Here is a 14737-nt window from a genome sequence, read left to right as displayed (position 1 = left end):
AAATCTCATATCTACTATATTAACTATTCATTTTTCTTTTACCTATCCCGACCGCATATTGGCAATGGAAAACGGAAAGAGCGCAGCTATGGCACATCACGCAGACCAGCAAACCAAACGACCAGACCGGCCCCGCGCGTCACGGATCGCACTGGTCATCGTGGCGATCGCAGCAGCGTCCGCCGCCATCTATTGGCCGCAGGCGGCGCTGGAGACGGCGGTCTTTGTCGGCTGGAGCCTTGTCGTCATCGCGCCGCTGGTGATCCCCGGCATTTTGCTGGCCGGATGGATCATCGCCAGCGGCGCGGACACCCATATCGCCGCGGCATTCGAGGGGAATATGCGCCGGGCGGTCTTTGCGGCTGCCGCGATTGGTGCCGTCACGCCGGTCTGCGGGGTCACGGTGCTGCCGCTGATGGCTGGTCTGCTGGCGGGCGGGGTGCCGCTGGCCCCTGTGATGGCCTTCTGGCTGTCCTCGCCGGTGACGGATCCGGCGATGCTGGCCACCACCGCGGCGACCCTGGGGATCAGCTTTGCCCTGGGCAAGACGATTGCGGCCGTCCTGCTGGGCCTGCTTGGCGGGGCGGGGACATTGCTCTTTGCAAGAGCGGGATGGTGTGCCGATCCGCTGCGGAATAATGCGCTGGTGGGGCGGATCGTGGCGGCGCGTTGCGGGGAAAAGATGCCGTTTCGCATGGCGATCTGGGCGGACGGTACGCGGCGCGATGTGTTTCGCCGCCAGGTCTGGGCCACCACCCGGTTGATCCTGATCTGCCTGATCCCCGCTTTCGCGGCCGAACATGTGCTGAATGCCCTGCTGCACCCCGAAGCGCTCAGCAGTTATGTCGGGCACAAGACCGCCTGGGCCATTCCACTGGCGGTTTTCGTAGGCGCCCCGGCCTATGTCGATGGATACGCGGCCCTGCCGCTCACCCGCGCGCTGATCGAACACGGCATGTCCCCGGGCGCGGCGATGGCCTTCCTGGTCTCGGGCGGGGTGGTCAGCATCTGGGGCGCAATGGCGATCTTTCCGGTGCTGCGGCTGCAACCCTTCCTGCTTTACCTCGCGTTGGCGATCTTCGGATCACTGCTGGCCGGCTACGGGTTTGACGCGGTAACGGCGCTCTGACCCGGCCCGATGCGGCGCGCGTGCCACCCTGTCGCGCGCGTCGCATTTCGCGGCCCGAGGAGGAGGTCGGAGGCCGACGACGAGAGATCCTGCGTGCGCGCCAGCGCACCAATCTTGGTTACAGACGGTGTCAGGCGTTGGCTTCGCGGATCTTGTTGGCGGCCTCTTTGTCATACGCCACCCCGTTTTGGTCGAACAACGTGTCCAGCTCACCCGAGAGTGTCATCTCGGTGATGATGTCGCAGCCGCCGACGAATTCGCCTTTGACATAAAGCTGCGGGATGGTGGGCCAGTCGGAATAGTCCTTGATCCCCTGGCGGATGGCGTCATCGGCCAGCACGTTGATGTCCGAGAACTCAACGCCCATGAAGTTCAGCACCCCGGCCACACGGCTGGAAAATCCGCATTGCGGCATGTCCTTGGTGCCCTTCATGTACAGCACCACGTCATTGGCTTTGACGGTTTCGGCGATCTGGGTCTTGGCGTCGGTCATTTCGGTGTGTCCTTTGGTACGAATCTCTTGGCATATTCCTGGGGGTCGCGCGGCACTTTCCACGTCGTTACATGACCACCCCCCATGCCAGATTGATAATCAGAGGTCAGGGTGTGATAGCCTTTGCCGGGCTCGCTGCCCCGGGGGCCGGAATCCTTGCGTTTGCCCATCACCGCAAGCGCACCCACGAACAGCACGATCAGCGCACAGACGATCCACCCGAACAGGCTCATTGGTCTGGGGCCTTCGTCGTCAGCGCCAGGGCGTGGATTTCGCCCTGCGGCCCATCCATCTTGCCCTTGAGTGCTGCCATCACGGCACGCTGCTGCTGCACCCGGTTCTGGCCGCGGAAGCTCTCGTCGATCACCTCGGCCGCGAAATGCGCGCCATCATCGCCCTCGACCCTGATCGTGGCATCAGGGAAGCTTTCGCGGATCAGTGCTTCGATATCCGAGGCGAGAATGGCCATATATGCGCTCCTTGGTTCTTGCCCAAGATGTAGAACGCGCAACCGCCGAGTGCAAGATGCCGCCGGCACGCGAAGGCTCAGATTTCCTCGCCCTTCTTCAGCAGTTCATCGATCAGCTCGCGCTGGATGGCGTTGCTGTCACCACCGCCGAATTGCATCGCCCCCCCGGAATAAAGCGTGCCATAGGTCTTGACCAGGTTCACCGCCTGACCCAGACCCGAGATGAACTGGTCCTTCTCCAGCGGCGACAGCGGATGAATGAACGTGGCCCAGAGCGTGCCCTGCGCGATGGCATAGCGGGCATCAAGCGCCGAGTCGAAATTCGCCTGCATCAGCCGGATCATCTCCTCCGGCGTGACCTCCTCGCTTCTGCGGATCGGTGTCATGGCGCGCATCCGGTCGGCATCCTCGTCGGTGATGACGAAGATCATCGTATCCGCGATCGTCAATTGCCAGGCGGCGCCGTTGGTTTTCGCCTCGGCGTCTAGCACCTCGATGATCTGGCCCAGCCGTTCCAGCGTCATCGGCGGCTCGGCAGTCTCCGGGTCTTCCTGCGCGGCAAGGGTCAGCGGGGCGATGGCAAGGCAGAAGGCAAGAAGGTAACGGCGCATGGGACAGTCCTTTTCCAAGTCTGTCCCACATCTCGCACGGGCAACGCCCGTTTGCCACGCCGCTAAAGCAAACGTGAACAAATGTTCAGTCGAATACCGACCCGAAAGTCGTGCGGTAGAGCGCCGAAAGTTCGTTCAGCGAAGCCCGCGACGCGCCGAACCGCACGGCATCGCCGCCAAAGCGGCCCACGACCTGCACCGGCACGCCGGCTTTGGTGGCCGCGGCGCTCAGCGCCTCGGCCTGATCCGCGGAACAGGCGATCAGGTACCGCGCCTGATCTTCACCAAAGAGGGTGGCGGTCTGATCGGCGTCGATCTCGACGCCCACGCCCGCCGCTTCGGCCAGCTCGAACGCGGCCAGCGCAAGGCCGCCATCGGACAGGTCCGTGCAGGCGGCAATCTGTGCGTGGTTGGCGCGGATGAAATCGCCGTTGCTTTTCTCGACCGCCAGGTCGACCGGGGGCGCATCGCCTTCGGCGCGGTCCCAAAGTTCGGCCAGCAGCGCGGATTGGCCCAGGTGGCCCGCGGTTTCGCCCACCAGCAGGGCCACGTCGCCCTCGCTGGCCCGGCCGTTGATCGCCGCGCCGGCATCGCGGATCAGGCCCACCGCGCCGATGGTCGGCGTGGGCAGGATCGCGGCGCCGTCGGTTTCGTTGTAAAGCGAGACATTGCCCGACACGATCGGCATATCCAGCGCCGATACCGCCTGACCGATGCCCTTGATCGCGCCCACGAACTGCCCCATGATCTGCGGCTTTTCGGGGTTGCCGAAGTTCATGTTGTCGGTGGTGGCCAGCGGCAGGGCGCCCACGGCGGTGAGGTTGCGATAGGCCTCGGCCACCGCCTGTTTGCCGCCCTCGACCGGGTTCGCCTTGACGTAGCGCGGCGTCACGTCCGAGGTGAACGCCAGGAGCTTGTCACTGCCATGCACGCGCACAAGCCCCGATCCCAGCCCGGGCGTGCGGGCGGTATCGGCCATGACCATCGTGTCATATTGTTCGTAAACCCATTCGCGCGAGCAATAGTTGGGGGCGCCGATCAGCGCCTTCAGCCCCTCAATCGGGTCGACCTGCGCCACGCTGGCCGGGTCAAGCGGCGCGGCGGCGGGGGTTTCCTCCCACGGGCGGTCATATTCCGGCGCGGTAGAGCTGAGTTTCGACAGCGGCAGGTCGGCCTTTACCTCGTTATGGTGCAGGATCAGGAAGCGGTCCTCGGCGATGGTCTCGCCGACGATGGCGAAATCCAGGTCCCATTTCTCGAACACCGCCCGCGCCTCGGCCTCGAGCTCGGGTTTCAGCACCATCAGCATCCGTTCCTGGGATTCCGAGAGCATCATCTCATAGGCGGTCATGTTCTCTTCGCGCTGCGGTACGTCCTCAAGCGTCAGTTTTACGCCCAAACCGCCCTTGTCGCCCATCTCGACGGCCGAGCAAGTCAGGCCCGCCGCGCCCATGTCCTGGATCGAGATGACAGCGCCGGTGGCCATCAGCTCCAGCGTGGCCTCCATCAGCCGTTTTTCGGTGAACGGATCGCCGACCTGCACGGTCGGGCGCTTTTCCTCGATCGACTCGTCGAATTCGGCGCTGGCCATGGTGGCGCCGCCGACGCCGTCGCGCCCGGTCTTGGCCCCCAGATAGACGACCGGCATCCCGACGCCAGAGGCAGCGGAATAGAAGATCTTGTCGGTCTCGGCCAGCCCTGCGGCGAAGGCATTTACCAGGCAATTGCCGTTATAGGCCTTGTCGAACCGGACCTCGCCGCCCGCCGTGGGCACGCCGAAACAGTTGCCATAGCCGCCGACGCCCGCCACCACGCCATGCACCAGCTGGCGGGTTTTCGGGTGCGACGGCTCGCCGAAGGAAAGCGAGTTCATCGCCGCAATGGGGCGCGCGCCCATGGTGAAGACATCGCGCAGGATGCCGCCCACGCCGGTGGCGGCGCCCTGGTAGGGTTCGATATAGGACGGATGGTTATGGCTTTCCATTTTGAAAACAACGCATTGGCCGTCGCCGATATCGACGATACCCGCATTTTCTCCGGGGCCACAGATGACTTGCGGGCCTTCGGTGGGCAGGGTGCGCAGCCATTTCTTGGACGATTTGTAAGAGCAATGTTCGTTCCACATGGCCGAGAAGATGCCAAGCTCGGTAAAGCTCGGCTCGCGCCCGATTATGTCAAGGATACGTTCGTATTCGTCGGGCTTGAGGCCGTGTGCCGCGATCAGCTCGGACGTGATTGCCGGGTCCTGCATGTGGATGGAATCCCCCAAAATCTAGCGTTGGCGCCTCTTTAGGGTATCGCGCGCCGGGGGAAAAGGGGCAGTGGCGAGGTTGCTTGACCAAATCATGCTTATCGGATTGTCTGGCCGGAAGCGGACAGGTTACTCCGGCAAAGGAACGTCAAGATGGGGGCAGGTTTTCCGGACAGCGAATACAAAGGCCGGCTGAAGGCCGCGCAAACCCGCATGGCAGATGCCGGGCTGGGGGCGATCCTGCTGACGACCGAACCCGATATTCGCTATTTCACCGGTTTTCTGACCCGCTTCTGGGAAAGCCCGAGCCGGCCGTGGTTCCTGGTGGTGCCGGCCAACGGTGACCCGGTGGCTGTCATCCCCTCGATCGGGGCGGCGCTGATGTCCAAGACCTGGATCAGCGATATCCGCACCTGGTCGGCGCCCGAGCCGGCCGATGACGGCGTCACCCTGCTGGCGACGACGTTGCGCGAACTGGTGACGGACGGCAAGGTCGGGGTGCCTTCGGGCCCCGAAAGCCACCTGCGGATGCCACTGACCGATTTCGAAAGGGTCAAGAGCGCGGCGGGGCTGACCTTTACCGATGACCGGGGGATCGTCGCGACGTTGCGCATGGTCAAATCACCGGCCGAGATCGACAAGATCGCGGCCATCTGTGCGGTTGCGGGCCGGGCCTTTGCCCGTGTCGGGGAGATCGCCCGCGAAGGCGTGCCGCTGTCGACGGTGTTTCGCGATTTTCAGCGGCTGCTGCTGGACGAAGGGGCTGACTGGGTGCCATATCTGGCCGGCGGCGCCGGGCAGGGCGGCTATGGTGACGTGATCTCTCCGGCAAGCGATACCGCGTTGGCGCCGGGCGATGTGCTGATGCTGGATACCGGCGCGGTGCTGGACGGATATTTCTGTGACTTTGACCGGAATTTCGCCGTCACCCGCGCTAGCCAGACCGCCAGGGATGCCCATGCCCGCCTGATCGAGGCCACGCAGGCGGGGCTTGACGTGGCGCGGGTGGGCGCGCGTGCCAGCGATCTGTGGCGCGCGATGGCCGATATCGTGGGCGGCGGCGAAAGTGCGGGGCGGCTGGGCCACGGCCTGGGCATGCAACTGACCGAGGGGCTGTCGCTGACGGCAAGGGATCATACGATCCTGCACGAGGGTATGGTGATCACCCTGGAGCCGGGGATCGAAACCGGCAAGGGGAAATTGATGGTGCATGAGGAAAACATCGTGATCCGTGCCGACGGGCCCCGCCTTCTGTCGCCCCTGGCCGGACCCGACATCCCGGTTATCTGAGCGAGAACTCCAGGAGCGGCAAAATCCGGCCAGGTATTGACTCCGAGGGCGCGGACCCGATCCGCCGGGCGCCCATCCGTTCATAGAAACCTGCAGCGCCGGGATCAGCCTCGATCAGCATGCGCGTTGCGGCCAACTCGCGGGCGGTGGTCACACACCAGCAGAACAGCTGCTGGCCGATCCCGGTGCAAATAAAGGGCGGGTCAATGAACAGCCCCAGAAGATCGGCATTTTGCCCGGTGACACTTACTCGCGCGACACCGGCGGGGGTGCCGTCCAGCTCACCCACTGCCACGGCGCTGTTGGTCAGATGCTCAGGCCGCAGTGTCAGCTCCTCCGCGCAGGCCTGCATGAAGTCTGCGTCATATCCCCAATAGGCCTTGGAGCGGATTTTCAGGGCCGACAGGTCATCCAGTTCGGACCGGTGCGGCGGTCGGATCAGAAGCGAAGCCATGCCGATGGATACGCGGGCGGGCACGGTTATTCAACGCCGCGCAAAAAAAAGGGCCGAGCAAAAAGCTCGGCCTTAGTCCAACAGGGAGGTATGATGGTGACCGCCTTGCGGCTATCACCTTCAGGGGGTGAATTAGGCATCGGGAGCGAGTCGATCAAGCGTAATCCTTCACCGCGCATGGCAATGCTGCTATGCATTGTGCGCATACCGCAGCCCGATGTCAGGTAGCCGACTGTTTTTGCATGTTTTTCCTGTAAGCAAAAATTTCTTCCTGAACGAAATCCCGGAACGCGGCGATGCGTTTTGAGTGACGCAATTCCTCGGGATAGGCCAGAAAGACCGGTACTTCGGTTGATTCTACCTCTGGTAGCACCGGGACCAGCTGCGGAAAATCGTTGCTCAGGTAATCCGGCAGAACACCGATTCCCAGATTGTTCAGCACGCCTTGCAGCACGCCGTAATAGTTGTTGACCGTCAGGCGCGACGGGATGTCGTGCGTCATCAGCTCTTTCACCAGCACGGCACCGGCCCCGACCTGCGCCGATCGCGGGTTCTGGCAGATCAGGCGGTGGTCATGCAGCTCCTGCGGGCTCTCAGGCATGGGATGCGTGTCAAAATAGGATTTCGCGGCGTAGAGGCGCATGTGCACGGTCATCAGGCGTTTGCGGATCAGGTCGGCCTGGCTGGGCTCTTTCATGCGGATGGCGACATCGGCCTCGCGCATCGGCAGGTCCAGCACCTTCTCTTCGAGCATCAGGTCGATCTTGAGATCGGGAAATTTCTCATAGAGCTTGGGCAGGCGCGGGGCCAGCCACAGCGTGCCGAATCCGATGGTGGTGGTGACGCGCAGCTCGCCATAGACTTCTTCCTCGCTGTCGCGGATCCGGGCGGTGGCGGCATCCAGCCGCTTCATCATCGCGCGCGTGGCGTCGAACAGCAATTCGCCCTGTTCGGTCAGAATCAGCCCTCGGGCATGGCGGTGGAACAGCGTGGCATTGAGTGATTCTTCGAGCGCCCGAACCTGGCGGGACACTGCCGATTGCGACAGGTGCAGCTGGTCGCCGGCATGTGTCAGGCTACCGGCATCAGCTACCGCGTGAAATATTCTGAGCTTGTCCCAATCCATAACCGCAACTTTCTGTTCAATACTCCCCCTGACCACGCAATAGCAAAAAACCTGCCGAGATACACCGCTCATTCCACCAATTTCCGCTTTGTAGGTCAGATGTTTTGACCTATTATCGCCCTATACTGAGATGCAGCACGCCACGCCGTGGGAGGCCATGATGAGCAAGCAAGAAGTGTCACTGAAAGACCGGTTCGACCTGGAGAAATCGCCCGTCCTGCTGAACGGGACGCAGGCGCTTGTGCGGCTGATGTTAACGCAGGCGGCGCGCGACAGGGCGGCGGGGCTGAACACGGCGGGGTATGTCAGCGGGTATCGCGGATCGCCGCTGGGCGCGGTGGATTTGCAGATGACCCGTGCCGCCAAGCTGCTGGGCGAGGCCAACGTCACCTTCAACGCGGGCCTGAACGAAGATCTGGCGGCGACCGCGCTGTGGGGTACGCAACAGGCGGAACTGCGCGGCGAAGGCCGGTTTGATGGCGTATTCGGCCTGTGGTACGGCAAGGGGCCGGGTGTTGACCGCACCGGGGACGTGATGCGCCACGCCAATATGGCCGGCACCAGCAGACATGGCGGCGTGCTGATGGCGATGGGCGACGACCACACCGGCGAATCCTCGACCGTGCTGCACCAGTCGGAATGGGCGCTTGTGGATGCCTACATGCCGGTGGTCAGCCCGGCTGGGGTGCAGGAAATCATCGATTACGGCATCTATGGCTATGCGCTCAGCCGGTTTTCCGGGCTCTGGGTCGGGCTGAAGACCATGAAGGACACGATCGAGGCGACCTCGGTGGTCGACGGGCGCGTCGACCGGATGCAACTGGTGACGCCCGAATTCACCATACCCGAGGGCGGGCTGAACATCCGGCTGGGCGATACGCCGCATCTGCAAGAGGCGCGGATGATCGATTTCAAGCGCTTCGCGGCGGAAGAGTTCAGCCACGCCAACAAGATGGACAAGCGCATGTTCGGCAAGCCGGGTGCCAAGATCGGATTTGTCGCCGCGGGCAAGAACTGGCTTGATCTGGTTCATGCGCTGGACCTGCTGGGCATCAACGCAGCAGAGGCCGAAAGGCTGGGCATCACCACCTACAAGGTCGGGCAGACCTTTCCTCTGGACATGAAGGGATTCCATGACTGGGCCGAGGGGCTGGACCTGATCGTTGTGGTCGAGGAAAAGCGCAAGCTGATCGAGATCCAGATCAAGGAGGCACTGTTCGACGATAACCGGTACCGCGTCTACGGCTGGTACAAGGGCGGCGCAGGCGGCCTGCACCGCGACGAGCTATTCCCGACCCGCGGCGCGCTGGACCCGATCATGATTGCCGAGAAACTGGGCGAAATCCTGATTGAGGAAGGGCGCGGCACCGACCGGGTGAAGGCCGGGCTGGAACTGCTGGCCGACGCGCGGCGCAATGACAATGCCGAGGAGATTGCATCGCGGCTGCCCTATTTCTGTTCGGGTTGCCCGCATAATTCCTCCACCAGGCTGCCCGAGGGTGCGCGCGCCTATGCCGGGATCGGCTGTCACTACATGGTGCAGTGGATGGACCGGGAGACCACCGGCTTTACCCATATGGGCGGCGAGGGGGCGAACTGGATCGGCGAGGCGCCGTTTTCTACCCGCAAGCACGTGTTCCAGAACCTGGGTGACGGCACCTACAACCATTCGGGTGTGCAGGCCATTCGCGCGGCCCTGGCTGCCGGCACGAACATTACCTACAAGATCCTTTACAACGACGCGGTCGCCATGACCGGCGGGCAACCGAACGAGGGCGGGTTGGACGCGCCGCGGATCGTGGCCGAGCTGAAGGCGATGGGCGTCAAGCACCTGGCGGTTGTCTATGACGAGAAGGAGGATGTTGACGTCAAGATGTTCCCGCAAGGTGTTGAAATCAGGGAACGGTCAGATCTGATGGATGTGCAGAAGCGGATGTCGGAGATCGACGGTGTCTCGGCCATTGTCTATATCCAGACCTGTGCTGCCGAAAAGCGCCGCCGCCGCAAGCGGGGCACTTTCCCGGACCCGGACAAACGGGTGTTCATCAACACCGATATCTGCGAGGGCTGCGGCGATTGCGGGGTGCAGTCGAACTGTGTGTCGATCGTCCCGGTCGAGACCGAGCTGGGCCGCAAGCGGGCGATCGACCAGTCGAGCTGCAACAAGGATTTCAGCTGTCTCAAGGGGTTCTGCCCGTCCTTCGTGACGCTGGAAGGCGCCGAGATCAGGAAACAGCAAACCGCCGAGCTTGACCTGCCCGATCTGCCGCAGCCGGAACTGCCCAAGATCGACGGCACCCATAACGTGGTGATCACCGGCGTCGGCGGCACCGGTGTGGTGACCATCGGCGCGGTTCTGGCGCAGGCGGCGCAGATCGACGGTAAGGGTGCGGGCATGATGGAAATGGCCGGGCTGGCGCAGAAGGGTGGCGCGGTGCATATCCACTGCCGTCTGGCCGAGCGCCCCGCCGATATCAATGCCATCCGCGTCGCCACCGGCGAATGCGATGCGCTGATCGGCGGTGATCTGGTGGTCAGCGCCGGGGCCAAGACCCTGGGTCTGACCAAGCGCGGGCGCACCGGCGCGGTGGTGAACAGCCACGAGATCATCACCGGCGATTTCACCCGCGATACCGAGTTCAAACTGCCGACCGACCGGCTGGAACTGGCGCTGCAGGCGCGGTTGAAGGACGGGGTGCAATTGTTCGACGCGACCGAACTGGCGCGGGCGGCGATGGGCGATTCGATCTTTTCCAACATGATGATCTTTGGGGCGGCCTGGCAGCGCGGGCTGATCCCGCTGAGCCACGAGGCGATCACCGCGGCGATCGAACTGAACGGTGCGGCCGTCGCCAGGAACCTTCGCGCATTCGAAATCGGCCGTTGGGCGGCGCTGCATCCCGGCGATGCCGCAGGGCTGACCCAGCCGAAAGTGATCGAACTGCCGAAATCGCCCGAGGAAAAGATCGCCTACCGCGCGGATCACCTGGTGGCCTATCAGGGCAAGCGGCTGGCCAAGCGGTATCGCAAGCTGGTCAACGGGATCGAGGATGAAGGCCTGAAACTGGCGGTCGCACAGGGCTATCACAAGCTCTTGTCCTACAAGGATGAATACGAGGTCGCGCGGCTTCTGCTGACCAGTCAGGAAAAGGCCGCGGCCGAATTCGACGGCGATTTCAGGATGACCTTCCATCTCGCTCCGCCGATCCTGTCGAAGAAGGGGTCCGACGGGCGGCCGGTCAAGCGTCGCTTCGGGCCGTGGATGGCAAGACCGCTGAAAATCATTGCGAAGCTGAAGGGCCTGCGCGGCACCCCGCTGGACATTTTCGGCTATGCCGCCGAACGCCGGATGGAACGCGCGCTGATCAGGCAATATGAACGCGACATGACCGAGGTGCTGCCGAAGCTGGATGCTCAGACTCGTGATGCGGTGTTGGCGCTGGCGCTGCTGCCGCTGCAGATCCGGGGTTTCGGCCCCGTCAAACAAGCGAACGAGGCCAAGGCCGCCAAGCGCCGTGAGGAATTGCTGGTAACGATCCGGGCCGGTGGTGAGCCGCTGTCCGAAGCGGCACAGTGAGTGTCATGAAACTGTAAGAATTGGTGGATCAATATATTCTGGTTGAGCAACGGGCGACAGAATCGCCGCCGGAGGGCCGTCAATGCAGCCTCATCCCCGCGTCGTGCGCGACGTCAGCTATTCGCACTCGGCCGAGACGCGGGGCGGGCGGGCCGTCATCCGGACGATGGAGAACCTGACCGGCCGGATCACCCTGATCAAGCGTGCGCGCGGCTACGAAGACGAGGTCGCCGCCGGGCGCGATTTCTGGCAGGTGATGGCAGAACGCTACGGGCTGTCGCTGGACGTGCGGCGGGGAAGCCTTGGCGACATCCCGCGCAACGGGCCGCTTATTCTGATCGCCAATCATCCCTACGGCATTCTCGACGGGCTGATGATGGGGCTGATCCTGCGCCAGACACGCGGAGAGTTCCGCATCCTGGCCAATTCCGTTTTCCGCAAGGCCGAAGACCTGAACCGGTTCGTCCTGCCGGTCAGCTTTGAGGAAACCCGAGAGGGTGTGCGCACCAATCTGGAAACGCGCCGGCAGGCGCTGAACCTGCTGGCGCAGGATGGGTCGATCGGTATTTTCCCCGGCGGGGCGGTCGCCACCTCGGCCAGGCCGTTCTCGCAGCCGATGGATCCCGGCTGGCGCGGGTTCACGGCGCGCATGGTGGCGAAATCGCGGGCCACGGTTGTGCCGCTGTTCTTCGAGGGGCAGAACAGCCGGTTGTTCCAGGTCGCCAGCCATATGCACCAGACCCTGCGCATGGGCCTGCTGATCAAGGAGTTCGGCAGGCGCGTGGACAGCCCGGTCAGGATCTCGGTAGGCAGGCCGCTGAATCGCGATGTTCTGGACCCGCTTGCGAAAAATGCAAAATCACTGATGGAATTCCTGCGTCATAAAACGTATGAGCTATCACCGGAACCGGTTGACTCGCGGTCGGTCGGGTTCGAATGGGATTGACAGCACCTGGGCGCAGGACAGATGGCAGTAGGAATTTTCGACAGTGGCCTGGGCGGGCTGACGGTTCTGGACGCCGTGCAGAAGCGTCTGCCCGAGATGTCCTTCATATATTTCGGTGACAACGGCCATGCGCCCTATGGTGTGCGAGACGCCGATGACATCTTTGACTTGACCAAATCCGCGGTGACACGGCTGTGGGACGATGGCTGTAACCTGGTGATCCTGGCCTGCAATACCGCCTCGGCCGCCGCGCTTCGGCGGATGCAGGAGGCAGGGGTGCCGCCGGGCAAGCGTGTGCTGGGCGTGTTCGTGCCGCTGATCGAAGCCCTGACCGAGCGGCAATGGGGCGACAATTCTCCGCCGCGCGAGGTGGCGGTCAAGCATGTGGCGCTGTTTGCCACGCCGGCGACGGTTTCCAGCCGGGCGTTTCAGCGCGAGCTGGCCTTTCGCGCCATCGGCGTGGATGTCGAGGCGCAGGCCTGCGGCGGTGTCGTGGACGCGATCGAGGATGGTGACCTGATCCTGGCCGAAGCCCTGGTGCGCAGCCATGTCGACGCGCTCAAGCGCAAGATGCCCGAGCCACAGGCGGCGGTGCTGGGCTGCACCCATTACCCGCTGATGGAAGACGTATTTCAGGCCGCCCTGGGCGATGGTGTGAAGGTGTTTTCGCAAGCCAGCCTGGTGGCGGAAAGCCTGGCGGATTACCTGACGCGCCACCCGAACATGGCGGGTGAGGGGGCCGAGACGAAGTTCCTGACAACCGGAGACGCCAAGCGTGTCTCGGACCGCGCGACCCAGTTCCTGCGACGAAAGATCGAGTTTCAGGCCGCATAGATTGCCGCCGCGCCGATTATTTTCTAAACGCTATCACGATATACAAGAAAGAGGTCTGCCATGACCCATAAAATCGCCATCCTGGGCGCCTCCGGTTACACGGGCGCCGAACTTGTCCGGCTGATCGCCACCCATCCCGCGATGGAGATCGTGGCGCTGGCCGCCAATTCCAAGGCGGGCCAGCCGATGGCCGCGGTGTTTCCGCATCTGCGCCATCTGGATCTGCCCGATCTGGTCAAGATCGACGAGATCGATTTTTCGAAGGTCGATCTTTGCTTTTGCGCCCTGCCGCATGCCACGTCACAGGCGGTGATCAAGGCGCTGCCCAAGACGCTGAAAATCGTCGATCTGAGCGCCGATTTCCGGCTGCGCGACCCGGAGGTCTATGCCAGGTGGTACGGTGGGCAGCACGATGCGCTGGAGTGCCAGGCCGAGGCCGTCTATGGCCTGACCGAATTCTACCGCGACGAGATCCGGACCGCGCAGTTGGTCGCCGGTACCGGTTGCAACGCCGCCACCGGGCAATATGCGCTGCGGCCATTGATCGCGGATGGGGTGATTGATCTGGATGACATCATCATCGACCTGAAAACCGGCGTCAGCGGGGCGGGGCGGTCGCTCAAGGAAAATCTGCTCCATGCCGAGCTGTCCGAGGGCAGCCATGCCTATGGGGTCGGCGGTACGCACCGGCACCTGGCAGAGTTCGATCAGGAGTTTTCCGCGGTTGCCGGGCGGCCGGTCAAGGTGCAGTTCACACCGCATTTGTTGCCTGCAAACAGAGGGATACTGGCCACTGTTTACGTAAAGGGTGACGCGGAGGCGGTCCATGCCTCGTTAAGCCGCGCCTATGCCGCGGAGCCGTTCGTCCAGATGTTGCCCTTTGGCCAGCATCCCAGCACGCGGCATGTCCGGGGCAGCAATTTCTGCCATGTCGGCGTGACCGGCGACCGGATCGAGGGACGCGCCATCGTGATCGCGGCACTGGACAACCTGACCAAAGGCTCCAGCGGGCAGGCCTTGCAGAACGCCAATCTGATGTTAGGTGAGGATGAGACGCTGGGCCTGATGCTGGCCCCGGTATTTCCCTAGGGGGCACGCATGAAGTCGCTGAGGAAAAAGCGCCGGATTCAGATCATTTCCACCACGGTTGTTGCGCTGATTGCCGCGACCGCCCTGATTGGCTATGCCCTGCGTGACGGCATCAACTTCTTCCGCTCGCCCAGCCAGGTTGTGGCTGAACCGCCGGCGGCGACAGAGGTGTTTCGCATCGGCGGGCTCGTCGAAGAGGGCAGCCTTGTGCGCGGCGCGGGCGAGACGGTGCGCTTCAACGTGACCGATGGCGGCGCGGTGGTGCCGGTGACCTATACCGGCATCCTGCCCGACCTGTTCGAGGAAAATCAGGGCATGGTCGGCACCGGTACGCTGGAAAATGGCGTGTTCAAGGCTACCGAGATCCTTGCCAAGCACGACGAGGATTACATGCCCAAGGAAGTGGTCGATGCGCTGAAAGAACAGGGCGTCTACCAGCCGCCGGACGGTAGCTAAGCGCCCCGTTAA

14 protein-coding genes are annotated in these 14737 nt (G+C 63.2%); 7 read left to right on the top strand and 7 right to left on the bottom strand.

Annotated features, from left to right (window positions below; genetic code table 11):
- Positions 1-88: 88 nt before the first annotated feature.
- Positions 89-1129 (top strand): permease, encoded by a 1041-nt coding sequence (locus tag AAFO92_RS09375; protein ID WP_347534470.1) that lies wholly within the window; start codon positions 89-91, stop codon positions 1127-1129.
- Between the two features lie 130 nt (positions 1130-1259).
- Here AAFO92_RS09375 and grxD read toward each other — a convergent pair whose 3' ends face one another.
- The 5 genes from grxD to purL all read right to left on the bottom strand — a co-directional run bounded on the left by grxD (position 1260) and on the right by purL (position 4953).
- Positions 1260-1622 (bottom strand): Grx4 family monothiol glutaredoxin, encoded by a 363-nt coding sequence (gene grxD / locus AAFO92_RS09370; protein WP_347534469.1) that lies wholly within the window; start codon positions 1620-1622, stop codon positions 1260-1262.
- Positions 1619-1855, bottom strand: a complete 237-nt coding sequence (locus AAFO92_RS09365) for a hypothetical protein (RefSeq protein WP_347534468.1) — start codon at positions 1853-1855, stop codon at positions 1619-1621. Before AAFO92_RS09365 ends, grxD begins: the two co-directional genes overlap by 4 nt.
- Positions 1852-2091, bottom strand: coding sequence for a BolA/IbaG family iron-sulfur metabolism protein (locus AAFO92_RS09360; RefSeq protein ID WP_347534467.1), 240 nt, complete (start codon positions 2089-2091; stop codon positions 1852-1854). The genes AAFO92_RS09365 and AAFO92_RS09360 overlap by 4 nt, the downstream gene beginning before the upstream one ends.
- Before the next feature lie 77 nt (positions 2092-2168).
- A complete protein-coding gene (locus tag AAFO92_RS09355) occupies positions 2169-2702 on the bottom strand; it encodes a type III secretion system chaperone (RefSeq protein ID WP_347534466.1) in 534 nt (177 codons plus the stop codon).
- Between the two features lie 85 nt (positions 2703-2787).
- On the bottom strand, positions 2788-4953 hold the full coding sequence (gene purL, locus AAFO92_RS09350; RefSeq protein WP_347534465.1) for a phosphoribosylformylglycinamidine synthase subunit PurL: 2166 nt from the start codon (positions 4951-4953) through the stop codon (positions 2788-2790).
- A 153-nt stretch (positions 4954-5106) separates the two neighbouring features.
- On the opposite strand from purL, the gene AAFO92_RS09345 reads away from it, so the two are divergent.
- On the top strand, positions 5107-6243 hold the full coding sequence (locus tag AAFO92_RS09345) for a Xaa-Pro peptidase family protein (protein WP_347534464.1): 1137 nt from the start codon (positions 5107-5109) through the stop codon (positions 6241-6243).
- On the opposite strand, the gene AAFO92_RS09340 is transcribed toward AAFO92_RS09345, so the two are convergent.
- Positions 6236-6697, bottom strand: a complete 462-nt coding sequence (locus AAFO92_RS09340; protein WP_347534463.1) for a GNAT family N-acetyltransferase — start codon at positions 6695-6697, stop codon at positions 6236-6238. The genes AAFO92_RS09345 and AAFO92_RS09340 overlap by 8 nt on opposite strands.
- 220 nt (positions 6698-6917) lie before the next feature.
- Positions 6918-7823, bottom strand: a complete 906-nt coding sequence (locus AAFO92_RS09335) for a LysR family transcriptional regulator (protein WP_347534462.1) — start codon at positions 7821-7823, stop codon at positions 6918-6920.
- Between the two features lie 160 nt (positions 7824-7983).
- Between AAFO92_RS09335 and AAFO92_RS09330 the strand changes: the two genes are divergently transcribed.
- The 5 genes from AAFO92_RS09330 to ccmE all read left to right on the top strand — a co-directional run bounded on the left by AAFO92_RS09330 (position 7984) and on the right by ccmE (position 14725).
- Positions 7984-11400, top strand: coding sequence for an indolepyruvate ferredoxin oxidoreductase family protein (locus AAFO92_RS09330; RefSeq protein WP_347534461.1), 3417 nt, complete (start codon positions 7984-7986; stop codon positions 11398-11400).
- An 82-nt stretch (positions 11401-11482) separates the two neighbouring features.
- Positions 11483-12346, top strand: coding sequence for a lysophospholipid acyltransferase family protein (locus tag AAFO92_RS09325; protein ID WP_347534460.1), 864 nt, complete (start codon positions 11483-11485; stop codon positions 12344-12346).
- A gap of 21 nt (positions 12347-12367) precedes the next feature.
- Positions 12368-13180 carry a glutamate racemase gene (murI, locus tag AAFO92_RS09320; protein ID WP_347534459.1) on the top strand — a complete coding sequence of 271 codons (813 nt, stop codon included), beginning with the start codon at positions 12368-12370 and terminating at the stop codon, positions 13178-13180.
- Between the two features lie 60 nt (positions 13181-13240).
- The gene (argC, locus tag AAFO92_RS09315) at positions 13241-14269 is read left to right on the top strand and encodes an N-acetyl-gamma-glutamyl-phosphate reductase (protein ID WP_347534458.1); all 1029 of its coding nucleotides are present in this window, start codon (positions 13241-13243) and stop codon (positions 14267-14269) included.
- Positions 14270-14278: 9 nt separating this feature from the next.
- Positions 14279-14725: a cytochrome c maturation protein CcmE gene (ccmE, locus tag AAFO92_RS09310; RefSeq protein ID WP_347534457.1), complete on the top strand. Its 447-nt coding sequence runs from the start codon at positions 14279-14281 to the stop codon at positions 14723-14725.
- Positions 14726-14737: the final 12 nt, after the last annotated feature.

The sequence above is a fragment of the Roseovarius sp. CAU 1744 genome, assembly GCF_039839345.1.
GTDB lineage: Bacteria > Pseudomonadota > Alphaproteobacteria > Rhodobacterales > Rhodobacteraceae > Roseovarius.
Note: the sequence above shows the minus strand (reverse complement) of the source record. Positions and strands in the feature narration are given on the sequence as shown.